The sequence below is a fragment of the Nocardia sp. NPDC058633 genome (assembly GCF_042717045.1).
Classification (GTDB): domain Bacteria; phylum Actinomycetota; class Actinomycetes; order Mycobacteriales; family Mycobacteriaceae; genus Nocardia.
Genome location: NZ_JBHXRA010000004.1, coordinates 239269 through 260697, shown reverse-complemented (window position 1 = coordinate 260697; position 21429 = coordinate 239269). Strand labels below are relative to the sequence as shown.

23 protein-coding genes are annotated in these 21429 nt (G+C 68.5%); 5 read left to right on the top strand and 18 right to left on the bottom strand.

Translation table 11 applies throughout. From position 1 onward, the window contains the following. Positions 1–17: 17 nt before the first annotated feature. Positions 18–1262, bottom strand: a complete 1245-nt coding sequence (locus ACFWUR_RS07065; RefSeq protein WP_378903167.1) for a bifunctional 3,4-dihydroxy-2-butanone-4-phosphate synthase/GTP cyclohydrolase II — start codon at positions 1260–1262, stop codon at positions 18–20. Positions 1263–1464: 202 nt separating this feature from the next. Then, a complete protein-coding gene (locus ACFWUR_RS07060; RefSeq protein WP_378903164.1) occupies positions 1465–2088 on the bottom strand; it encodes a riboflavin synthase in 624 nt (207 codons plus the stop codon). Between the two features lie 549 nt (positions 2089–2637). On the opposite strand from ACFWUR_RS07060, the gene ACFWUR_RS07055 reads away from it, so the two are divergent. Further along, complete coding sequence (locus ACFWUR_RS07055; protein WP_378903161.1) at positions 2638–3108, top strand: hypothetical protein; 471 nt, start codon at positions 2638–2640, stop codon at positions 3106–3108. Here the strand turns inward: ACFWUR_RS07055 and rpe are convergent, their stop codons facing one another. Further along, positions 3109–3765: a ribulose-phosphate 3-epimerase gene (gene rpe, locus ACFWUR_RS07050; RefSeq protein WP_378903463.1), complete on the bottom strand. Its 657-nt coding sequence runs from the start codon at positions 3763–3765 to the stop codon at positions 3109–3111. It abuts the gene before it with no gap. 99 nt (positions 3766–3864) lie between these two features. Between rpe and ACFWUR_RS07045 the strand changes: the two genes are divergently transcribed. Both ACFWUR_RS07045 and ACFWUR_RS07040 read left to right on the top strand, forming a co-directional pair. Continuing rightward, positions 3865–4287, top strand: coding sequence for an ATP-binding protein (locus ACFWUR_RS07045; protein WP_378903158.1), 423 nt, complete (start codon positions 3865–3867; stop codon positions 4285–4287). Continuing rightward, entirely contained in the window at positions 4287–5195 is a 909-nt protein-coding gene (locus ACFWUR_RS07040) for an RNA polymerase sigma factor SigF (protein ID WP_378903155.1), read from the top strand. Before ACFWUR_RS07045 ends, ACFWUR_RS07040 begins: the two co-directional genes overlap by 1 nt. Positions 5196–5217: 22 nt before the next feature. Here the strand turns inward: ACFWUR_RS07040 and ACFWUR_RS07035 are convergent, their stop codons facing one another. The 14 genes from ACFWUR_RS07035 to ACFWUR_RS06970 form a co-directional block, all read right to left on the bottom strand. After that, positions 5218–5562 (bottom strand): MmcQ/YjbR family DNA-binding protein, encoded by a 345-nt coding sequence (locus ACFWUR_RS07035; RefSeq protein WP_378903460.1) that lies wholly within the window; start codon positions 5560–5562, stop codon positions 5218–5220. A gap of 95 nt (positions 5563–5657) precedes the next feature. Further along, complete coding sequence (locus ACFWUR_RS07030) at positions 5658–7016, bottom strand: RsmB/NOP family class I SAM-dependent RNA methyltransferase (protein ID WP_378903457.1); 1359 nt, start codon at positions 7014–7016, stop codon at positions 5658–5660. Between the two features lie 566 nt (positions 7017–7582). Further along, a complete protein-coding gene (gene fmt, locus ACFWUR_RS07025) occupies positions 7583–8506 on the bottom strand; it encodes a methionyl-tRNA formyltransferase (protein ID WP_378903152.1) in 924 nt (307 codons plus the stop codon). Then, positions 8506–9045, bottom strand: coding sequence for a peptide deformylase (gene def, locus ACFWUR_RS07020; RefSeq protein ID WP_378903149.1), 540 nt, complete (start codon positions 9043–9045; stop codon positions 8506–8508). The genes fmt and def overlap by 1 nt, the downstream gene beginning before the upstream one ends. Positions 9046–9121: 76 nt before the next feature. Further along, positions 9122–10141 carry an esterase/lipase family protein gene (locus tag ACFWUR_RS07015; RefSeq protein WP_378903146.1) on the bottom strand — a complete coding sequence of 340 codons (1020 nt, stop codon included), beginning with the start codon at positions 10139–10141 and terminating at the stop codon, positions 9122–9124. A 62-nt stretch (positions 10142–10203) separates the two neighbouring features. Beyond that, complete coding sequence (locus tag ACFWUR_RS07010) at positions 10204–10881, bottom strand: PadR family transcriptional regulator (RefSeq protein ID WP_378903143.1); 678 nt, start codon at positions 10879–10881, stop codon at positions 10204–10206. Positions 10882–11382: 501 nt separating this feature from the next. Next, the gene (locus ACFWUR_RS07005) at positions 11383–11976 is read right to left on the bottom strand and encodes a TetR/AcrR family transcriptional regulator (protein WP_378903140.1); all 594 of its coding nucleotides are present in this window, start codon (positions 11974–11976) and stop codon (positions 11383–11385) included. Between the two features lie 63 nt (positions 11977–12039). Next, entirely contained in the window at positions 12040–14247 is a 2208-nt protein-coding gene (locus tag ACFWUR_RS07000; protein WP_378903138.1) for a primosomal protein N', read from the bottom strand. A 14-nt stretch (positions 14248–14261) separates the two neighbouring features. Then, the gene (gene metK, locus ACFWUR_RS06995; protein ID WP_378903135.1) at positions 14262–15473 is read right to left on the bottom strand and encodes a methionine adenosyltransferase; all 1212 of its coding nucleotides are present in this window, start codon (positions 15471–15473) and stop codon (positions 14262–14264) included. A 215-nt stretch (positions 15474–15688) separates the two neighbouring features. Next, positions 15689–16906, bottom strand: coding sequence for a bifunctional phosphopantothenoylcysteine decarboxylase/phosphopantothenate--cysteine ligase CoaBC (gene coaBC / locus ACFWUR_RS06990; protein ID WP_378903132.1), 1218 nt, complete (start codon positions 16904–16906; stop codon positions 15689–15691). Positions 16907–16933: 27 nt separating this feature from the next. Next, complete coding sequence (rpoZ, locus tag ACFWUR_RS06985; RefSeq protein WP_056810542.1) at positions 16934–17212, bottom strand: DNA-directed RNA polymerase subunit omega; 279 nt, start codon at positions 17210–17212, stop codon at positions 16934–16936. A 27-nt stretch (positions 17213–17239) separates the two neighbouring features. Beyond that, a complete protein-coding gene (gene gmk, locus ACFWUR_RS06980) occupies positions 17240–17824 on the bottom strand; it encodes a guanylate kinase (protein WP_378903129.1) in 585 nt (194 codons plus the stop codon). 6 nt (positions 17825–17830) lie between these two features. After that, complete coding sequence (gene mihF, locus ACFWUR_RS06975) at positions 17831–18151, bottom strand: integration host factor, actinobacterial type (protein WP_056815410.1); 321 nt, start codon at positions 18149–18151, stop codon at positions 17831–17833. A gap of 348 nt (positions 18152–18499) precedes the next feature. Then, entirely contained in the window at positions 18500–19090 is a 591-nt protein-coding gene (locus ACFWUR_RS06970; protein WP_378903126.1) for a TetR/AcrR family transcriptional regulator, read from the bottom strand. Positions 19091–19120: 30 nt separating this feature from the next. Between ACFWUR_RS06970 and ACFWUR_RS06965 the strand changes: the two genes are divergently transcribed. After that, positions 19121–19465 (top strand): DUF6463 family protein, encoded by a 345-nt coding sequence (locus tag ACFWUR_RS06965; protein WP_378903123.1) that lies wholly within the window; start codon positions 19121–19123, stop codon positions 19463–19465. Between the two features lie 391 nt (positions 19466–19856). Continuing rightward, entirely contained in the window at positions 19857–20555 is a 699-nt protein-coding gene (locus ACFWUR_RS06960; RefSeq protein WP_378903120.1) for a class I SAM-dependent DNA methyltransferase, read from the top strand. A 51-nt stretch (positions 20556–20606) separates the two neighbouring features. Here the strand turns inward: ACFWUR_RS06960 and pyrF are convergent, their stop codons facing one another. Then, on the bottom strand, positions 20607–21428 hold the full coding sequence (pyrF, locus tag ACFWUR_RS06955; protein ID WP_378903455.1) for an orotidine-5'-phosphate decarboxylase: 822 nt from the start codon (positions 21426–21428) through the stop codon (positions 20607–20609). Position 21429: the final 1 nt, after the last annotated feature.

Below are 21429 nucleotides of genomic sequence, written 5' to 3'. Positions count from 1 at the left end.
CCTTTCGGAAGTGGTGGTCACTGCGCGGTTTCGCCGAGATCGAGATCGTCGAGGCCGACCAGGTCGTGGCCCATCCGATCGCGCTTGGTGCGCAGGTAGTGCAGGTTCTCGGCATTGGCGCGCAACGGCATCGGGACGCGGTCGGTGATCGCGAGGCCGTAGCCGTCGAGACCGACCCGCTTGGCCGGGTTGTTGGTGAGCAGCCGCATCGAGCGGATACCGAGGTCGACCAGGATCTGCGCGCCGGTGCCGTAGTCACGGGCGTCGGCGGGCAGCCCGAGATCGAGGTTGGCGTCGACGGTGTCGCGGCCGGTGTCCTGCAACTGGTAGGCCTGCAGCTTGTGCATCAGGCCGATGCCACGCCCTTCGTGCCCGCGCATGTAGAGGACGACGCCGCGACCCTCCAGATCGACCATCTCGAGCGCCGCGTCCAGTTGCGGTCCGCAATCGCAGCGCAGCGAACCGAAGACATCGCCGGTCAAGCACTCCGAGTGCACGCGCACCAGCACGTCCTCGCCGTCGCCGATGTCACCGCGCACCAGCGCGACGTGCTCGGCCTCGTCGAAGATGCTCTGATAGCCCACGGCCTTGAATTCACCGTGCGCGGTCGGGATACGGGCCTCGGCGACCCGCACGACATGCTTCTCGTGCTTGCGCCGCCACGCGATCATGTCGGCGATCGAGATCATCGCCAGGTTGTGCTCGTCGGCGAACACGCGCAGCTCGTCGGTGCGGGCCATGTGCCCGTCGTCCTTCTGGCTGACGATCTCGCAGATCACGCCCGCCGGACGCAACCCGGCCATCCGGGCCAGATCGACCGCGGCCTCGGTGTGGCCGGGCCTGCGCAGCACGCCACCGTCCTTGGCACGCAACGGCACCACGTGCCCGGGCCGGGTGAACTCGTCGGCCTTGGCTTCGGCACTGGCCAACAGGCGCATGGTGACGGCGCGGTCGGCGCCGGAGATGCCGGTGGTGATGCCCTCGCGCGCGTCCACCGAGACGGTGTAGGCGGTGCCGTGCTTGTCCTGATTCATCGCGTACGCGGGCGGCAGGCCGAGCCGGTCGCAATCGTCGGCGGTCAGCGGCACACAGATGTAACCGGAGGTGTAGCGGATCATGAACGCGACCAACTCCGGGGTGGCCTTCTCGGCCGCGAAGATGAGATCGCCTTCGTTCTCCCGGTCCTCGTCGTCGATGACGACAACAGCCTTGCCGGCCGCGATATCGGCGACCGCGCGCTCGATGCTGTCCAACCTGGTCACGTCTGCTTGCTCCGTATATTCGGCGGCCGGGGCCGCGAGTTTCTCGGCCCGGTGGGCCTCGATCTTCCCTCCCGGCGGGCACTCCTTCGTCGCACTCTCTGGTCGGTCCAGATCGAGGCGGCCGAGAAACTGCCCTGGGGATGGCAATGACTTCCTACATTACGGCGTCAGGATGTTCTATGAGGCCCGGCACCGATCGGTGTCACCCTCGCTGGGCGAGACGTTCCACGTACTTGGCGATGACGTCCACCTCGAGGTTCACGGTGGCGCCGACCGGAGCGGTGCCCAGGACGGTCAGGGCGAGGGTGGTCGGGATCAGGGAGACCTCGAACCAATCACGGCTTCCGTCGGCACCGGGTTCGTCGTCGATACCGAGACCCGAAACGGTGAGGGAGACACCGTCGACGGTGATCGAGCCCTTCTCCACCACATAGCGCGCGATGGCATCCGGCAGCGAGATCCGCACGACCTCCCAGTTCTCCGACGGGGTGCGGCGCACAACGGTGCCGGTGCCGTCGACGTGGCCCTGCACGAGGTGCCCGCCCAGGCGGCTGTTCAGCGCGGCCGCACGTTCGAGGTTCACCGGCGATCCGGGGACCAGGCCGCCGATGCTCGACCGCTTCAGTGTCTCGTCCATGACGTCGACGGTGAAGCTGTCGCCCTCGACCACCTCGACGACGGTGAGACACACACCGTTGACCGCGATCGAATCGCCGTGTCCGGCATCCGAAGTCACCAACTTGCCGCGGATCGTCAGCCGGGCGGCGTCGGTCAGCGCTTCGGTGGCCACGATCTCGCCGAGCTCCTCGACGATCCCTGTGAACATGCCTGACTCCCTTGTCGCGTCATCTGTACCCGTTGGGCCCAACAGCAGGTGGGTGACCGCTATTCCCGCGCGGCCGACCGACTCGTCGCACAGCCTAGTAGCGCGACCGGTGAGCCCGGGGTGGGGGCCGAACCCGACCGCGGGCAGCACTCGGTCACCGACAGCGAGCGGTCACGCACCGATTCGGCGGCAAAGGTGTATCGACATGACAGAACACCACCGTTAATCAATCCGGCGGTTGTCGTTCAATCCAATTTTCGGCGAACCGGTCCCCGGCATTCATCCGGCAGCCTTAACCTGTCATTACCCGCCATTACGAACTGGAAACACGGTGAGTGGAATGCTTGCGTCCGGCGCGCCATCGACGCAATATTGTTACGTCAACGATTCCTGCTGTTCAACCAGATGTCGGGGCCTGGAACTGCGGGTTCGCCCGACTTCGCCGCCCGGAGCACTACCGCTACCGGGAGTTCGCCCCAGGGATAGTCCACCACTCCAGGAAGACAACACTGTGGGTCACAACAGGTTCGCTACATGTGGGGGTGCCGCGTGAGCACATTGATCGATTCGACGCTGGAAATGCGCTGCGTGCGATATCGGCGTGAGCTGCATCTACCGGCCGTGATCGATGTCGACTCCCGCCGCATTCTGCTCCAGATCGGCGCGCACTACGGCGCGGTGACCATGCCCGGCGAGCTGGGCGAGCGAGTGCAGGCTCGGTTGCGCGAGGCCGCGATCGCGGGTCCGGTCGTCGATCACCCCCGCGCCCGGCGCTGGACGTTCCTCACCGGCCCGTGCCGATCCGACGCCCTCACCCCGACCGCGTCGGCCGAACTGTTCCGTCTCTACGCGACCGTGGCCTGCGCGGGCAGCCAGATCGTGCTGCCCTCCCCCGACGACGAACGCACCCGCTACCGCACCTGGGTGCAGGAACCCGACTCCGGCGACCATCGGCCGCCGGTGCAGGCGGTCATCGAAGCGGCACGGGCGCTGGGCACCCGCAAACTCCGCTCCCTGTAACTACACCGACCAGGCCGACGCGGCCAGCGTGCGCAGGGTCTGCACGGCGGCACCGGGATCGGCGGTGTTGTAGACGGCGGACCCGGCCACGAAGCAATCGATCCCGGCCGCGGCGGCCTGCTCGATGGTGTCATCGTTGATGCCGCCGTCGATTTCGACGACCAGCCGCAATTCGCCCGAGTCGACCAGATTGCGCACGATCCGCGCCTTCTCCAGCACGCCGGGAATGAACGACTGCCCGCCGAAACCGGGTTCTACGCTCATCACCAGCAGGGTGTCGAACTCGCGCAGGATTTCCAGGTACGGCTCGATGGGGGTGTTCGGCTTCACCGACAGCCCGGCCCGGCCACCCGCGGCGCGGATGTCACGCGCCACCGCGATCGGGTCATCGGTCGCCTCGGCGTGAATGGTGACGTTGTAGGCGCCCGCCTCGGCGTAGCTCGGGGCCCAGCGGCCCGGATCCTCGATCATCAGGTGGCAGTCGAACGGGATGTCGGTAGCCTTCAGCAGGCTCTGCACGATCGGCAGACCCAGTGTGAGGTTCGGCACGAAGTGGCCGTCCATGACGTCGACGTGCAGCCAGTCGCACCCTTCGACGGCGGCGGCTTCGGCGGCGAGATTCGCGAAGTCCGCGGACAGGATCGACGGGGCGATCATCGGCTGGGACGGACGGGAGAACGTCGGAGTGGACACAGCGCGCCAGTGTAGCGACGGCCATGGTGATTGCCCTGCCGGGTTATGGGTAGCCTTCTCAGGGTGACCAATTTTTCGGCGGAACATGGGCCCTTCGGCGCCCCGGTGGAGATTCGTGTGGCAGCCCAGCTGACGCAGCTGCCAATCGTGCGCGGACTGGCCGAAACACTGGTACTACTCAGTGATTTCACCCTCGACGAGGTAGCCGACGTTCGCCTCGCCGTGGACGAAGTGTGTTCGACACTCATCGCGATCGCCGCCCCGGATACGCTTCTCACCTGCGAATTCCTCGTCGGTGATACCGAACTGCAGGTGCGTGTCGACGGTGTCGCGGCGACGCAGGGCATGCCGGATCAACGCAGCTTCGGGTGGCATGTGCTGCGTACGCTGTGCGACGAAGTGACCGCTGAGCAGCAGGATTTCGACCCGACCTTGTCCGGGCATCCGACGACAGTCCGATTCCGTCGGGTGCGGGGGAAGGCGTAGTGCACGGCGCGGAAGACAAGCCCGACCAGCACCACCCCAGCGAACCCGGCAAAACAGACTCCCCTGCCGCGGATTCCGACAAGGCCGCCGAACCGGACAAGGAATCCCTCGAACCGGAAATCCTCGAGGACGAGACCGAAACACCGGCGCCGGTGTCCGGGTACGACGACGTCAGCGCGTTGTTCGAGCGCCTGGCCGCGACCGAGCCGGGCAGTGTGGCGCACGCGGTGGCGCGCGACGCACTGATCAACCGCTGCATTCCCTTGGCCGACCACATCGCGCGCAAGTTCAGCGGTCGCGGTGAACCGTTCGACGATCTGTCGCAGGTGGCTCGGGTCGGCCTGGTGCACGCGGTGGACCGGTTCGACCTGAGCCGCGGCTCGAACTTCCTGTCCTTCGCGGTGCCGACGATCATGGGCGAGGTCCGGCGCTATTTCCGCGACAACACCTGGGCGATGCGGGTTCCGCGGCGCGTCAAGGAAACCCACCTGCGCATCGGTGCCGCGGTGGACCAGCTGTCGCAGCGGCTGGGGCGCTCCCCCACCGCCAAGGAGATCGCCGCCGAACTCGATGTCGATCCCGACGAGGTCACCCAGGCGGTCATCGCGGGCAACGCCTACCAGCCGACCTCGATCGACGCGGCCTCGATCGGACGCGACAGCGACGCGTCGCTGCTCGACACCCTCGGCGAGGAGGAATCGCAGTTCGACCGGGTCGAGGAGTACATCGCGGTGCGGCCCCTGCTGGCGGGCCTGCCCGAACGTGAGCGCCGCATTCTGACCATGCGGTTCTTCGAGTCGATGACACAGACTCAGATCGCCTCGCAGCTGGGGATCTCGCAGATGCACGTGTCGCGCATTCTCGCGAAAACCCTGGCGCGCCTGCGTGAGCTGTCCGAACGGGACTGACACGATCGGGACAACGGAGTCCCTACGCGCCCTGTCTGGCGCGCCGCAGTTTCGCGGGCGCGCGCAGCCACCAGGCGCTGTCGATCAGTTCGTCGAGCTGTTGCGGATCGACCACGGCCAGATCGATGAGGATGTAGGGGTACCCGTCGTAGTGCGGCGTCGTGTAGAACGCCGGATCTCCGGACGCCAGCAGTGCCTCCTTCTCCGTGAGTTCACAGAGCAGGACAAGGCCGCCCTCCGCCTCGACACGTAGTCGCGCGAAGCTCTTTCCACCCACTTTCAGGCCGGGGCCACGCCACCAGGTGCCTTCCTCCACACCCGGCAGCGCCGTCGCCGCCGCCACCACCTGCTCCCACGTCATCGCCATACGCCGATTCTCCTCCTCGGCTCCGGCCACCCGCTTGGACGAATGGAACGGCGCCGCTCCCGCCATGGGAGCGGCGCCGTGTGTTCGCGCGGGTTCTACTTCTTGCGCAGGGTGGCCAGGAACATGGCGTCGGTGCCGTGGCGATGCGGCCAGAGCTGCGCGGACGGGCCGTCGCCGAGATCGGTGACACCGGGCAGGAATTGGCGGCTGTCGAGTTCCTCGGCACCGGTGCGGCGGACGAAATCGGCGACCACCGACACTGTTTCGGCCAGGTGCGGTGAGCAGGTCGAATACACGACGACACCACCCGGGCGCACCAGATCCCATGCAGCGGTGAGGAGTTCACGCTGCAACGTGACCAGTTCGGCCACGTCGGCCGGGGTGCGCCGCCACCGTGCTTCCGGTCGGCGCCGCAGGGCACCGAGTCCGGTGCACGGCGCGTCGACCAGAACGCGGTCGTACCCCGGGGTCAGGCCACTGTCACGGCCGTCGGCGACGTGCACGGTGACGGGCAGGTTGCGGGTGGATTTGCGGACCAGTTCGGCGCGGTGCTCGGCCGGTTCGACGGCGTCGACGGTGAACAGGTCGATCGCGGCGAGTGCGCCGAGCAGGGCCGCCTTGCCGCCGGGGCCCGCGCAGAGGTCGAGCCAGCGGCCCCTGTCCTCGCCGTCCAGTGGTGCGCGGGTCAGGGCGAGCGCGACGAGCTGACTGCCCTCGTCCTGGACCGAGGCGATGCCGTCGCGGACCGGTTCCAACAGGCCCGGATCGCCACCGTCGAGGTACACCGCGTACGGCGACCAGCGGCCCTCTTCGCCGCCGGTGACCAATGCCAGCTCCTCGGAGGTGATCTCGCCGGGCCGCGCGACCAGGTGCACGACCGGGCGCTCGTCGTCGGCGGCCAGCAGTTCGTCCAGCTCTCCTGCCTGGGCACCGAGTGCGTCGGCGAAGGACTGGGCGATCCACTTCGGGTGCGCGTGTTCGAAGGCGAGCTTGCCGACCGGGTCGGCGGGGGCCAGTTCGGCGATCCACTGCTCGTGGGTCTTCTCCCCCGCCCTGCGCAGCACCGCATTGACGAAACCGGCACGGCCCTGGCCGAATTCGGCACTGGCCAGGTCGACGGAGGTGTCGACGGCGGCGTGCGCGCTGGTGCGGGTTCGCAGCAGCTGATAGACGCCAAGGCGCAGGATGTCGAGGATGGGACCGTCGATCTCGGCGACCGGGCGCCCCGCGCAGGCCGAGATCACCGCGTCGAGCTGTCCCTGCGAGCGGCTGGCGCCGTAGGTGAGCTCGGTCGCGAAGGCCGCGTCGCGCCCACTGATCTTGCGCTCGCGCAACAGCTTCGGCAATGCGAGGTTGGCGTAGGCGTCGCGCTCGCGCACCGCCCTGAGGACATCGAGAGCGACCTCGCGGGCCGGATCCACGGGCTCGCCGCGGCGCTTGCGCGGACTGGGCACGCTGGGGTCGGGCCGCTCGGGCCGACGCTGTGTGGCGGCCTTGGCCGCCGGTGCCGCACCACGCGCACCGGCATCTCGGCTGCTCGCGCCACGACCCCGCGAATCACCTTCGCGCGCACCACGATCGGGACGCGAAGCGCCACGATCGGAGCTCCGGTCGCCGGTCCGCGGTGTGCCCGAGCGTCCTGCCGCACCACGGTCACCACGCTGCTCGGCCGCGTCGCGACCCGGTGCCCCGGCGTTCGCGCCGCCGAAACCGGGGCGGTCGTCTTCGCGGCGGGGTGCGCCGGACCGATTGCCGCCCGCGCGGTCGTCACGACGGGGTCGATCGGAGCCGCCGCGGTCGTCGCGGCCCGTCCACCGGTCGCCGTCCGCGCGCGGGGTGGTGGTTCCCTTCGCGGCTCTGGCAGCCCAGCCGCCGTCGACGTTCTTACTGGTGATCTTGCGGTCGTCGCGGGAGCCGCCGGCGCGCGGCTCGCCGGTTTTCCCGGTGGGCTTGCGGTGCTCGTGCGAGGTGATGCCCTTGGCGGCGTCGGCTTCGCGACGTCGGCGGCGGTCGGAGGCACTCATCCGATCACCGTGCCGGGGGCCAGACGAGCACCACGGGCCCAGTCGAGGGCGTTCATCATTTTCTTGCCGGGCGGTTGCACCTGCCCCAGGCGGACCGCTGTGGTCGATGTTCCGACGAAGACGCCGGATTTGCGCACCTCGATCTCGCGTTCGGGCAAGGTTTCCTCCACCGTTTCCACCGGGCCGAGTTTGAGGCGCAGCCCGTTCACCTCGGTCCACGCGCCGGGCGCCGGGGTGACGGCGCGGATGTGACGGTGGATGGCGAGCGCGGGTTCGTCGAACCCGATCCGCCCCGCCTCCACGCTCACTTTCGGTGCGTAGGACACGCCGTCGTGGGATTGCGGAACCGCTCGCAGCGACCCGTCCTCCACTCCGTCCAGGGTTTTCTCCAGCAGCACGGCGCCCGCCTCGGCCAGTCGGCCCAGCAGCTCACCGGCGGTATCGGTGAGCCCGATCTTCTCGGTCATCACCCCGTACACCGGCCCGGTGTCCAGGCCCGCTTCGATCAGGAAAGTCGACGCACCGGTCATGTCGTCGCCCGCGTCGATGGCCGCCTGCACGGGAGCCGCCCCCCGCCAGGCGGGCAGCAGCGAGAAGTGCAGGTTGATCCAGCCGTGGGCGGGGATATCGAGCACTTGCTGTGGCAGCAGCGCGCCGTAGGCGACGACCGGACAGCAGTCCGGCGCGAGCTCGGTGAGCGCGGCGACGAAATCAGGGTCGGACGGTTTGCGCGGGGTGAACACCGGGATGCCGTGTTCATCGGCGAGCTGCCCGACCGGCGAGCGCATGATCTTTCGGCCACGGCCGGCGACCGCGTCGGGCCGGGTGACCACCGCGACGACCTCGTGGCCCTCGCTCTCGATCAACCGGCGCAGCGACGGCACCGCGGGTTCCGGCGTTCCCGCGAAAACGAGGCGCATCAGCGATCACCACCCACACCGCTGGATTCGCGCACGGTGATCCCGTCGCGGAACCAGTCGGATTCGCGGATGGTGCGCATCGCGGCCTTGCGGTCGGCCGGTTCGAGCCGGCTGATGAACAGCACGCCGTCGAGGTGATCGTGTTCGTGCTGCACGCAGCGCGCGAGCAGACCGTCGGCCTCGAATTCGACGGGCGCACCGGTGACGTCGACCCCGGTGACCCGAACGCGCGAGGCCCGGCGCACGTCGTAACGCACGCCGGGAATCGACAGGCAGCCCTCCGGTCCGACCTGTTCGTCGGACCCGATCGCCGACCACTCCGGATTCACCACGTGCCCCGCGGCGTCGCCGGTGTCGTAGACGAACACCCGCAGCCCCACCCCGATCTGCGGCGCGGCCATCCCGACCCCACCGTCGTCGTGCATGGTCTCGGTGAGATCGGCGACCAGCGTGGCGAGGTCGGGACCGAACTCGGTGACCACGTCGGCACGCGAACGCAGGATCGGGTCGCCGAACAGGCGAACGGGCTGAATGGTCACGGCGGCTCCCGGGAAGGACGAATTGCGGTCGTCCCAGTCTAGTGACCCGGCGCGGCGCTCCCGTCCGGCCCGGCCGTCAGGAGTTGCCCGCGATGATCACCTCGGGGATTCCGGTGCCGAGCGGGACCGGCGTGCAGACCGGTGCGGGGGCCCCGACAGGGTCGAGGATGCGCTGCAGCAGCTGCTGCACGAAGGGGTCGTAGACCAGGTGGAAGTGGCCGGTCAGGTCGTCGGCGCACAGGTCCTGCAGGACGAGGTTCTCGGCGCCCGCACCGCGCAGCGCGATGTTGGAGAAGGGCTGGATCATCTCGTCGACCCGGCTACCCACGGTGACGTAACGGACCCCGGCCACTGTGTCGCCGCCCGCATTGAGCTCGACCATCAGCGGTTCCCCCTGCGCCTGCTGGACCGCCGCCGTGGAGGTGACTCTGGCGAAGACGTCCATCATTCCCGGAACGGCCTGACCCACCGGCACCAGTCCGTACATGACACCGCCGTAGCTGGGCGAGGCCAGGCCGACCCAGGTCCCGACCTTCGGCGCTCCGCCGAGCTTGTTGACGTAGAACCGGCTGACATTGGCCCCCTGCGAGAACCCGACCAGATCGACCTTGGTGGCCTTGGTCGCGAGAAGCACGTCGTCGACGAACTGAGCGAGCTGGGCGAAACTGATCCGCATGTCCTCGGTGCCGTAGGTGTCGGCGCCCGGTGCCCCGCCGTAGTTCAGCGCGAACACGCAGTAGCCGGCCGAGACCAGCTGCGGCCCGATGCCCGCCCAGTCGGAGTACGCACTCGAGTCGGTGCCGTGCACCAATACGATCGGCCGCGGATGTTCCGGCGAGGGCGTACACCCGAAGTTGTTGAGGCCCACCGGAACCGAGTTCGGATGGGCATTGATGTAATGGGCGGCGTCGAGATGATCGGCCTGCGCCGGACCCGCCTGCATCGGAACGACAGCGGGTTGATAGCCCGCCGGTTCAGCGGCGGTGATCGGTGCGAAAGACACACCGATCACCGCCGTGCAGGCGAGCACCGTGGCCGTCGCCGCCTTGCGCAATCGTGACTTTCCCCAACCCCACAACGTTCCCAGTTGTTCCATGACCCAAACATTTACTCCATGGATCCGACAACCGCACGCCGGGAAGGCCGTTCACGACGCCCTCACTTCTCGGGGGTTGCGTCGCCCTCGGAAGTGACATCGTCCTCGGCGAGGATGCGATACAGCGCCCGACGCGTCTCGGCGAGCACCTCGGCGGCCTTCGCCGCCTGCTGTGCCGTGCCGACCTGGGCCACCTGACCGACCGCGCCCATCACCTGTCCGACCAGTCCGCGCAAGTCCAGCGCCTGGGCGCCGACATCCTGTTTGACCTCGGCCCACGGGTCGCCGAGATCCTCGCGATGGGTCTCGACATAGGCCTTGCCCTCGTCGGTGAGCTGCGCGGTCTTGCGACCGGCGACCTTCTCGATGAGCACCAGGCCCTCGTCCTCCAGCTGGGCCAATGCCGGGTAGATCGACCCCGGGCTGGGGCGCCAGATGTCGTCGCTGCGGTCGCGAATCTGCTGGATCAGCTCGTAGCCGTGCATGGGTCGCTCGACGAGCAACAGCAGCACCGCGGCTCGCACGTCACCACGCCTGCCACGACCGCCGCGGCCGCGTCCGCGTCCGAAACCGGGACCGAAGCCCGGGCCGAAACCCGGACCGAAGCCTGGTCCGAACTCGGGGCCGTGGCCGTGGCGTCCGCCGTGGCGGAACTGCTGCCGGTCGGGACCGAATTCCATCGGGCCCGGTCCGCGACCGCGCCGGAAGTGTCCGAATTCTCGTTGTTCTTGGTTGTGCATGACAGCCTCCTACAGCTCTCTCGTTGTTCTTGACGCTATCGACGATATATCGACAATGCATCGAGTGCAAGGAGCAATCCGAATCCACCATGTCGGACCCGTCCGGCCCCTTCGATTCGCCGAGCTGGTCGCCTCACTGTCACTGGCCACCGACCCCGGGCTCGGCCGGCCGCAGGAACATGTCCTTCGGCAGGCTGTCCGAGGCCGATCGCGCCGCCGCCGCGGCCCACGAGTACGGCCTTCCCGCCGATAGGTGGCCACTCTGCGGCGCGCGGGCGCTGGTGTACCGCCTGGGCACCATCGGTGTCTCGATGAGGATCTGGAAACAGACCAGGCCCACTGACCGCATACGGGCGCGAGCGCATCGGTGACGAGCTCGGGATGCGCCGGCCGATCCGCATGCGCCCCGCCTACCGCGCTGCGCGCCTCGCCGATCAGCGTGTCTTCGTGACCGCCACCGCCGGCGCGACTACGCGCATCGACGAGCGGCCTCACTACGAGCTATCCGCGCCCCTGCGCCAGCTCGTCGATCCACCGCTCCAACCGGGCACCTTCGGTGACCATCAGCTGCGGGTCGCGGAACGTGTTGGTGAGCAACGAGATTCCCTGATAAGCGGCGACGAAGGCGATAGCGAGTTCGGCGGCATCGGCGCGTCCGAGGGCGGCGAACTGCTCACGCGCCCACTCCACGAGCAGTCCCATCACGCGCGCGGGTTCACCGCCGAAGGCATCCTCGCGCTTGTCGAGTTCGGCGGCGAGCGAACCGGTCGGGCAGCCGAAACGTGCTGCCATCTCCCGCTGTTCGACCCAGCTGCACACCATCGCCTTCAGCTTCTCGGCGGGCCCCGGGAGATCGGCGAATTCGGCGACAGCACCCGACAGCACCCGCGCGTGCAACTCGATGACCGCGGCGATGAACTGATCCTTGGTCTTGAAGTAGTAGTAGACGTTGCCCACCGGCACGTCGGCCTCACGCGCGATATCGGCGATCGTCGTCTTCTCGATGCCCTGCTCGTAGAACACGCGCGTCGCCGCCTGCACCAGGCGTTCCCGCTTCCCGATCTGGGGGCCGACCTGCGCGCGCGATTCAGTCATGCAACTGACTATAGATCGGGGACCGTCGGCGATGCCGGCCCGACCGCAGTGCCGGGCACCAGGTCAGCCGATGTCGACCGGGTCGATCTGGACGCGAAGCGGGGCATCGGAGCGATGGGAGCTGCGCACCGCCTGGGCGGCGGTGAGCGCGCGGGCGAGCGGGGCGCCGGCCGAGCGGGGAACGCGCAGGAGCATGCGTTCGACTTCGGCGGGAGAGTCGGCGCCCGAGAAGGGCTTGCGGGCCGTGGGCGGCAGGGGGACGGGACCCAGAATCTCGGTGCCGTCGGGAAGTGTGGTGGCATCGAGCAGTTCGGCGATCGACGCGGTGGTGCCGTCGACGGCGGCGAGCCGGACCGCGGGCGGGAAGCCGACCTCGGCGCGGGCTTCGAGTTCGGCGGCGGCATGGTTGACCGGGTCCCAACGGACCAGCGCCTGCACCGTGGGAAGCGAGGGTTCGGCCATCACGATGACCTGCCCGCGCGGTCGCACCAGCGCCGCGGCGCTCATCCAGCGGCGCAGGGTGTCCTCACTCGCGCGCAGGTCGGCGCGCCCGAGCAGCGCCCACCCGTCGAGCAGCAGAGCGACACCGTAGCCACCGCGCACGAGCGGTTCGGCGCCGACGGTAGCGACGACCACCTGAGCGCCCGGTTCGACCGTGTCGAGCACTTCCCCACCGCCCGAGGCGCGGATCGGCACCCCGGAGAAGGCGCGTCCGAGTTCTTCGGCAGTCCGGGCCGCGCCGATCACCGTCGCCCGCAGAGCGCGCGCACCGCACGCCTGACAGCGAAACGCCGCCTCGGTGATCCCACACCACTTGCAATGGGGACTCGCCGCTTCACCACCGGCCGACTGCGGCAGTGCCAAGGGACCGTTGCAGTGCCGACAGCGAGCAGGCGTGCGACACTTCGCGCAGGCCAGCGACGGAACATAGCCGCGCCGCGGTACCTGAACCAGCACCGCGGCGTCCTCCTTGATCGCCGAGCGGGCGGCCGCGAACGCGACACCGGGCATTCGCACCGTCCGTGCCAACGCGTCGCGTTCCAGCGCGAAATCGCTGTCACCGGGTGCGCTGATCCGCGGCGCCACCTCACGCAACACCTGACGTTCGGCGAGAAGGTCACGCGCCCAACCGGATTCGACCACCGCCTGGATCTCGGCGGTCCGCGCGAAACCGGCGGCGACGAAGGCGGCGCCGGTCTCGTGCGCCCGCAGCATCGCCACCTCGCGCGCGTGCGGATACGGTGACCGCGGTTCGGCGTAGGTGTCGTCGCCGTCGTCCCAGATCGCGATCAGCCCGAGGTTTCGGGCTGGGGCGAACACCGCCGCCCGCGTCCCCACCACGACCCGTGCCTGCCCACGCAAGACCGCCAGCCACCGCCGGTATCGCGCCGCGGGCCCCAACCCGGCCGACAGCCCGACAGCCGAATCACCGACCAGTGCAACGCATTCGGCGAGTAGACGATCGAGATCCCGTTGATCGGGCACCATCAACACGGCGCTGCGCCCACCGGCCACCACCGTCGCCGCCAGCTGCGCCAGCCGCGCCGCCCAATCCTCCCCCGGCAGTGCCTGCCACGCCGCCCGCGCACCCTTGCCGTGCGCCAGCGCGTCGACGAAAGCCGGGCCGTGCACATACCGACCCCACGCGCAGGTATCGACTTCGACGCGCGATTCGGTGGCGGCACCGCCCGCTTCGGGCGCTGGATCGAGCCGAACCTCCGCAGCGGTCACGTCCGACTTGTCCGCTGCCGCCCTGCTTGCCTCCGCGGCGGGGTCCCCTGCCTCGTCCGCACCGTCGCGGTCCGTCATGCCGACCTCGGCAAGCACGTCCGGCGGCGAAACATCCTCGGTATCGATACCTTTCGCCACCGCCTTCGGTGCAGCGGTCTTCTTGGCACCGCCGGTCTCGGTGCGAGCGTGGCGCGGCGGGATGGCCAGACGCAGAACGTCGGCACGAGTGCCCGCATAGCGGGTGGCGACGGCGGTGGCCAGCCGCAGGATTTCCGGCGTGAGGACGCGTTCCGCGGAAACGACCCGTTCCAGCGGCATCATCTTGCCGTTGTGATCGCTGTGCGGGAGACGTTCCAGGAGATAGCCGTCGACCAGGCGACCGGCGAACCGGACGCGCACGCGCACGCCCGGTTGGGCGATATCGTCCAGCTCAGCGGGGACGAGGTAGTCGAAGTCGCGATCGAGGTGGGCAGGCGAAAGCAGCGGGAGCACCCTCGCGATGGGGTGTCCCGCTGCTGTCGATGTTTCGTCCGCTGCCACGCGGTCCGTGGCTATTACAGGCCGACGGCCGCGCGCAGCTTGTCGGCGCGGTCCGTGTGCTCCCAGGGCAGGTCGACATCGGTGCGGCCGAAGTGACCGTAGGCCGCGGTCGGGCCGTAGATCGGGCGCAGCAGGTCGAGATCGCGGATGATCGCGCCCGGACGCAGGTCGAAGACCTCGGAGATGGCGGTGGAGATGCGCGCCGGGTCGACCTTCTCGGTGCCGAAGGTCTCGACGAACAGGCCGACCGGGGCCGACTTGCCGATCGCGTACGCGACCTGCACCTCGACGCGGTCGGCCAGGCCCGCGGCCACGACGTTCTTGGCGACCCAGCGCATGGCGTAGGCGGCCGAGCGGTCGACCTTCGACGGATCCTTGCCGGAGAACGCGCCGCCGCCGTGACGAGCCATGCCGCCATAGGTGTCGACGATGATCTTGCGCCCGGTCAGGCCCGCGTCGCCCATCGGGCCACCGAGCACGAACTTGCCGGTGGGATTGACCAGCAGCCGGATGTCGGAGGTGTCGAGACTCGGGAGGTTCAGATCGCCGATGACGGCCTCGACGACCTTTTCCCGGATATCGGGAGCGAGCAGGTTGTCCAGGTCGATGTCGGCGGCGTGCTGGGTGGAGATGACGACCGTGTCGAGGCGGACCGGGCGGTCACCGTCGTATTCGATGGTGACCTGGGTCTTGCCGTCGGGACGCAGGTAGGGCAGCACGCCCGACTTGCGGACCTCGGTGAGCTTGCGCGAGAGCCGGTGCGCGAGCGCGATCGGCAGCGGCATCAGCTCGGGCGTGTCGATGGTGGCGTAGCCGAACATCAGGCCCTGGTCGCCGGCGCCCTGGCGCTCGATCGCGTCGTCGGAACCGCCGACGCGCGCCTCGTGCGAGGTGTCGACGCCCTGGGCGATATCGGGCGACTGGGCGCCGATCGCGATGTTGACACCGCAGGAGTTGCCGTCGAATCCCTTTGCGGAGGAGTCGTATCCGATTTCGAGGACCTTCTCGCGAACGATCCGCGGGATGTCGGCGTAGGCGGTGGTGGTGACCTCGCCCGCGACGTGGACCTGCCCCGTGGTGACCATGGTTTCCACCGCGACCCGGCTGCTCGGGTCCTCCGCGAGCAATGCGTCGAGGATGGAATCGCTGATCGCGTCACAGATCTTGTCCGGGTGCCCCTCGGTCACGGACTCACTGGTGAATAGCCGACTACCTGTCGTACGCACAGTTATTCCCTCTCCCTCAACGGGTTACTCGTTCGGCTTGTGACGGTAACTTTTCGGTGTTACCGCGCAACCCTTCTCATCAAGACTATTCCAAACCACCGACATGGTGGCGAGTAAGCGCCAAGCCACACCGCGAACACCCACACGGCCGGTAGACTGCGCGACCCTCGTTGCCGCGCAACTGTTTTCGCGCGGAATCGATGCGAAAACCCCGGTCAGCGCAGCAGCGGAACCAGCGCGTCGAGCACCCGGCTCGCCAGCAGCGCCTTGGAACCGTGATCGAGGGCCTGTTCGGTGCCGTCGGCGCCGAGCAGCCAGCCGTCGTTGGTGTCGACCTCGAACGCCTTGCCTTCGCCGACCGCGTTGACCACGAGCAGATCGCAGCCCTTGCGCGCCAGTTTCGCGCGCGCGTGGGTGAGCACGTCGCCGTTGTCGTCACCGGTCTCGGCGGCGAAACCGACGATCGCGGTGCCGGCGAGCCGTCCCTCGGTGCGAGCGTCGACCAAGCCGGCGAGGATGTCCTCGTTCTTGGTCAACGGGATCACGTCGGGCTCGTCGGCGCCCTTCTTGATCTTCGCGGCGGCCACATGGGTCGGACGGAAATCAGCGACAGCGGCCGCCATGATCACCGCATCGGCGCCGAGGGCGTGCTTGTCGACGGCGGTCTTGAGCTGGTCGGCGGTGGTGATGTGGACCAGTTCGACCGCGGCGGGCGGCGCGAGCTCGATCGTGTTGCCCGCGATCAGCGTCACCTGGGCGCCACGCTGGGCGGCGACCCTGGCCAGGGCGTACCCCTGCTTGCCGGAGCTGCGGTTGCCGAGGAAGCGCACCGGGTCGAGGGGTTCCCTCGTGCCACCCGCGGTGATCACCACGCGGCGACCGGTCAGGTCGCGGGGCAGCGCGTCGGCACGCTCGAGCAGCAACGAGGCCAGACCGAAGATCTCCTCCGGCTCGGGCAGTCGTCCCGGACCCGTGTCGGTGCCGGTGAGCCGACCCGACGCGGGCTCCATCACGGTGGCGCCGTGCGCGCGCAGCGTCGCGACATTGGCCACCGTCGCCGGATGCTCCCACATCTCGGTGTGCATCGCGGGCGCGAACACCACCGGACATCGGGCCGTCAGCAAGGTGGCGGTGAGCAGATCGTCGGCGCGGCCCTGTGCGGCACGCGCCATCAGGTCCGCGGTGGCCGGGGCGATGACGACGAGATCGGCCTCCTGGCCGATCCGAACGTGCGGCACCTCGGGCACGTCGGCGAACACCGTGGTGTGCACCGGCTGGCCGGACAGCGCCTCGAAGGTCGCCTTCCCGACGAACTGTAGAGCTGATTCGGTGGGAATCACCCGCACCTGATGTCCGGTTTCGGTGAACCGGCGGACGAGGGCACACGCCTTGTAGGCGGCGATGCCCCCGCCGACCCCTACGACGATCCGCATGGTCTTACGCCTCCGGACTAGAGATTGTCACTCGCCCTCGGTGTGTTCGAGCAGGTCGGAGTGGATTTCGCGCATGGCGACCGACAGCGGCTTCTCCTGCAGACCCGGCTCGACGAGCGGGCCGACGTACTCGAGGATGCCGTCACCGAGCTGGTTGTAGTAATCGTTGATCTGGCGGGCGCGCTTGGCCGCGTAGATCACCAGGGCGTACTTGGAGGACGTGCGCTCGAGCAGCTCGTCGATCGGGGGGTTGGTGAGGCCGATCGGGGTGTCGTACGCGGGTACTGCGGTGATGTCCGTGCTCACTAGGGGTGGCTCCTGCGGGTTAGTGGGTCAAGAACTCGAATTTGTGCTAACGAACAACGATACCAACTGCTCACAAGCAGTCGTCACCTCGCTGTTCACTATGACCGTGTCGAACTCGTCACGGGCCGCCAATTCGACCCGGGCGGTCTCGAGCCTTCGCTCGATCACCTCGGGTGTCTCGGTACCGCGCGAACGCAGCCGCGAGACCAGTTCTTCCCAGCTCGGCGGCGCGAGAAACACCAGCAGTGCCTCCGGCATCGCCTGCCGGACCGACCGTGCACCGGCCAGGTCGACTTCGATCAGTACTGAAAGTCCGCTCGCCAGTGCTTCTCGCACCGGGGCGGCGGGGGTGCCCGATCGCTGCAACCCCCCATGGATGTCTGCCCATTCGAGCAGCTCGTTCGCCGCGATCATGGCGTCGAACTCGACTCGGGAAACGAAGCGGTAGTCGAGGCCGTCGATTTCACCGGGACGGGGGTCCCGCGTCGTCGCCGACACACTGAACACCAATTCGGGCAGGCGTTCCCGCACGCACCGCACGACCGTGGATTTACCCACGGCCGAGGGGCCGACCAGTACTACCAGTCGGCCCTTCCGCGTGTTTTTGTCCACCAGACTTTAGGCGTCGAAGTCGAAGCGGGTGAGCAGCGCGGCGCGCTGCCGGGCACCGAGACCACGGAGACGACGCGTAGGCGCGATCTCCAGCTCGGTCATGATCTCCGCCGCCTTGACCTTGCCCACCTTCGGCAGAGCCTCGAGCAGCGCAGAAACCTTCATCTTGCCGAGAATCTCATCGGACTCGGCATCGGTGAGGACCTGCTTCAGGTTCGTTCCACCGCGCTTCAGGCGCTCCTTGAGCTCTGCCCGAGCACGGCGAGCGGCAGCCGCCTTCTCCAGAGCAGCGGCGCGCTGCTCATCAGTCAGCTGGGGAAGGGCCACGGGTTCCTCCGTCTCATCGTTCATTGCCAGATCTACCGCCGGTTACCCGGACGGTCTGTGCGACCGTACCCACGGTGCGCGCCGATTGCGAACCCGACCCCCAGGTCAGGGCAGGATTACGGATGCCGTATGGCGCGCGCGGGCTCGATGCGGTGACAGCTGATTCTTCCGCCACGATCGTACAGCCGAAATCTGAAAATGCATCTCCACCTGCGGTTATACCGATATGGGCGATGATAGCCACCAGATAGCGTGGGGTCCCGGTGCCGCCCTGGCAAACCCGGTGGTGCGCGACCAGCGGGTTTCCTGAAAAAGCTCGCGTGTCGCCCGATTTCGCACAGCGTGTCGTCACGCGCGCGCCCGAAATTCGTCGAGAACCGCACCCGAAGCGGTCGCCACGACCTCGTCCAACCAGTCCGGAATCGGGGCCGCGCGAGCAATGTAATCGCGGACAAGACCGTACGGAATCGCCTTCACCGCGGCGCCCGCGATCGCCAGTGCGCGGTCGTCGGCGGACCCGAATTCGACCACCACGGCAGCCCGCAGCGCGGCGTTCATCTCATCGTTGACACCGGCGATCGCGGCCCGCAGATCCTCGGCGCCGACCTCGAGCAGTTCGTCGCGATGGAACATCTTCATCGCCCGCGCCTCGGTCGGATGCGCACGGCAGTAGCGCGGCAGAAACGTGGCGGCAGCCAGCAATGGCGCCGGACCTGCCAATGCCGCGACAAAGCCCTCGTGAAAGCGGCGGATCGACCGCAACCACAGCCGGGCGAGTAGTTCGTCACGTGAGGCGAAACGCACATAGATCGATCCGGCATGCACGCCGGCGGCCGTGCTGATCGCCGTGATGGCCGGTCGGGTGATCGCGGGGTCGACCAGCAGGTCGCGGGCCGCGTCGAGCACCTGATCGTCGGTGAAAAGGCGGGGTCTTGCCACCGGCTCAGCCTAGTGGCACAGTTTATGAATATGGATTCAAAAACTAGATTCCCGCTCGCCGGCGCACTGCTGATCCTCATCGGGACCGTGCACACCGCGCTCGGCGTCGTCCTGTTCCTCGCCGACGATCAGGACGCGGAACTCACGTTCTGGTTCACCGAGTTCGGTGTGCTCGCGATCGGTTTCGGTATCGCGATGATCACGCTGGAGCGCGCACTGGGGTATCTGCCGGGCCCGGTGCTGCTGGCCCTCGGCACGGCCACGGTGTTCGGCCTGGCGTTCATGCCGCTGTCGGGTTTCCTGACCGTGCTGCTGCCCCTGGGCATCGGCGCGTTCGGCTGGTGGCGGGCCAGGAACGAGCGGGTCGCGGCCTGAGGGTTACACCGGGGTGGCGCTGCTCGCAGGTGGCCGCGGTCGGCACCGAGGTGTTGCATCAGTTGGGCCGCCCGGCCGCGATGCCGGCCGGTTCGGTCGAATTCCCGTGGTCGTGGTGGTGCAGTACTCACAGCGGCCACGTTGGTGGCCGCCCTGGTCCCCGTGACGCCGTTGTGGCGGGCTGGTCGGGATAACGCCCTCTGCGCGTCGATCGGAGCTCGTGATCGGCCACCGCTACGACCGACCGCCACCACCGTGCCCGGCGCAACCCCGGAATCCCCGATCCGCCTTCACTGCGCCCCGTGACATCTCAGAGGCCGCGCCACTGCTGTCCCTGTCCACCGGCGAAAACAGGTATCGCATCCTGCGAGCCGACGGAATACTCGGCGTGATGGAGTTCAGCGATTTCGACGCACGCGGATACCGCACCGTGGATGTGCGCACCGGCTACGGCGAGTGGGTCGCCGACTACGAGCAGACCGTCGAGGACGCGATGGACATCGCGCTACTGGACCGTCTCCAACAGCCGTCGTGGGATGCCACGACCCGGGCCGTGGACCTGGGCTGCGGCACCGGCCGGACCGGACAGTGGTTGCGGGACAAGGGAGTTGCGGCCGTAGACGGGGTGGATCTGACACCGCAGATGCTCGCCGTCGCGCAGCGCCGCGGCGCGCACGACCGACTCGTGCAGGCCGACGTCGCGGCCACCGGTCTCCCCGATTCGGCCTACGACCTCGTCATCTCCTCGCTGGTAGACGAGCACCTCGCCGATCTGCGACCGCTGTACCGGGAGGCGTGGCGGCTGGCGATGCCCGGCGCCGTCTTCGCCCTGGTCACCTTCCACCCGCATTTCATCATGACCTCGGGCATGCCGACGCACTACACCGACGACGCCGGTGAGTCCGTGGCCATCAGCACCACCGTCCACCTCGTCAGCGACCACGTCACGGCGGCGCTGGACACCGGCTGGCGGCTGGTCGAGTTGCGCGAGCGCGTCATCGATGACGAGTGGGTTGCGGTGAAACCCCAGTGGGAGCGCTTCCGCCATCACCCGATCTCGGCCGCGTATGTATGGCGCAAGGACGGCTGAACGGCAACGGAGCCGGAGAGGATGTGCCACTCCGGCTCCGTCACACCAGATTCACGCCTGCAGGAAAGCGAACGCTTCCTGCAGCTGCGCTGTCTTGTCGCAGAGCGCCGTCACCGACGGGCCCGCGTTGAGGACCTCACGGGACACCGCGGGCACGACGCAGGCCAGGTTCGCCTCGGGAACCAGGGCGCGGATGGAGTCCGCTCCCCCGCCTTGGGCACCCACACCCGGCATCAGGATCGGGCCGTTGAGGGCCGAGAGATCCGGCGCCTCGGTGAGCGTCGCGCCGACGACCACGCCGACAGAACCGAGACCGGACCCGGCGTTGCGGGCCGCGGCGTCGTCCACCATCGTCTGCGCGATCGTGCGTCCGTCCGCCGCCGTGATCCGTTGCAGTTGCGCGCCTTCGGGATTCGAGGTCGCCGCGAGCACGAACACGCCACGGTGATTGGTCTGCGCCAGGCTCAGCGCCGGGTCGAGGGACCCGAAGCCGAGATACGGCGAGACGGTCACGGCATCCGAGCCCAGTGGTCCGTCGCCGAGCCAGGCATGGGCGTAGGCATCCATGGTGGAGCCGATGTCGCCGCGCTTGGCATCGGCCAGCACCAGGGTGCCCGAGGCCCGCAGCACCGAGATGGTGCGCTCGAGCACCGCGATGCCGCCGGACCCGTAGGTCTCGAAGAACGCGACCTGCGGCTTCACCAGAGCGACCCGACCGTCGAAGGCCTCGACGCAGATCTCGGCGAAGGCCTCGAGCCCGTCGACGTCTTCGGTGAGCCCCCACGCCCGCAGCAGGGCGGGGTGGGGGTCGATGCCGACGCACACGGGTCCGAACTGCCGCATGGCGTGCTGCAATCGGTGACCGAATGTCATG

Bases quoted from the DNA above. Each gene is read 5' to 3' on its own strand.
- ACFWUR_RS07015 (WP_378903146.1), bottom strand. From the start codon at position 10,141: ATGGAACAACTGGGAACGTTGTGGGGTTGGGGAAAGTCACGATTGCGC.
- ACFWUR_RS07005 (WP_378903140.1), bottom strand. From the start codon at position 11,976: ATGACTGAATCGCGCGCGCAGGTCGGCCCCCAGATCGGGAAGCGGGAA.
- ACFWUR_RS06960 (WP_378903120.1), top strand. From the start codon at position 19,857: ATGGAGTTCAGCGATTTCGACGCACGCGGATACCGCACCGTGGATGTG.
- coaBC (WP_378903132.1), bottom strand. From the start codon at position 16,906: ATGCGGATCGTCGTAGGGGTCGGCGGGGGCATCGCCGCCTACAAGGCG.
- pyrF (WP_378903455.1), bottom strand. From the start codon at position 21,428: ATGACATTCGGTCACCGATTGCAGCACGCCATGCGGCAGTTCGGACCC.
- ACFWUR_RS07035 (WP_378903460.1), bottom strand. From the start codon at position 5,562: ATGGCGATGACGTGGGAGCAGGTGGTGGCGGCGGCGACGGCGCTGCCG.
- ACFWUR_RS06965 (WP_378903123.1), top strand. From the start codon at position 19,121: ATGGATTCAAAAACTAGATTCCCGCTCGCCGGCGCACTGCTGATCCTC.
- rpe (WP_378903463.1), bottom strand. From the start codon at position 3,765: ATGATCGCCCCGTCGATCCTGTCCGCGGACTTCGCGAATCTCGCCGCC.
- fmt (WP_378903152.1), bottom strand. From the start codon at position 8,506: ATGCGCCTCGTTTTCGCGGGAACGCCGGAACCCGCGGTGCCGTCGCTG.
- ACFWUR_RS07060 (WP_378903164.1), bottom strand. From the start codon at position 2,088: ATGTTCACAGGGATCGTCGAGGAGCTCGGCGAGATCGTGGCCACCGAA.
- ACFWUR_RS07010 (WP_378903143.1), bottom strand. From the start codon at position 10,881: ATGCACAACCAAGAACAACGAGAATTCGGACACTTCCGGCGCGGTCGC.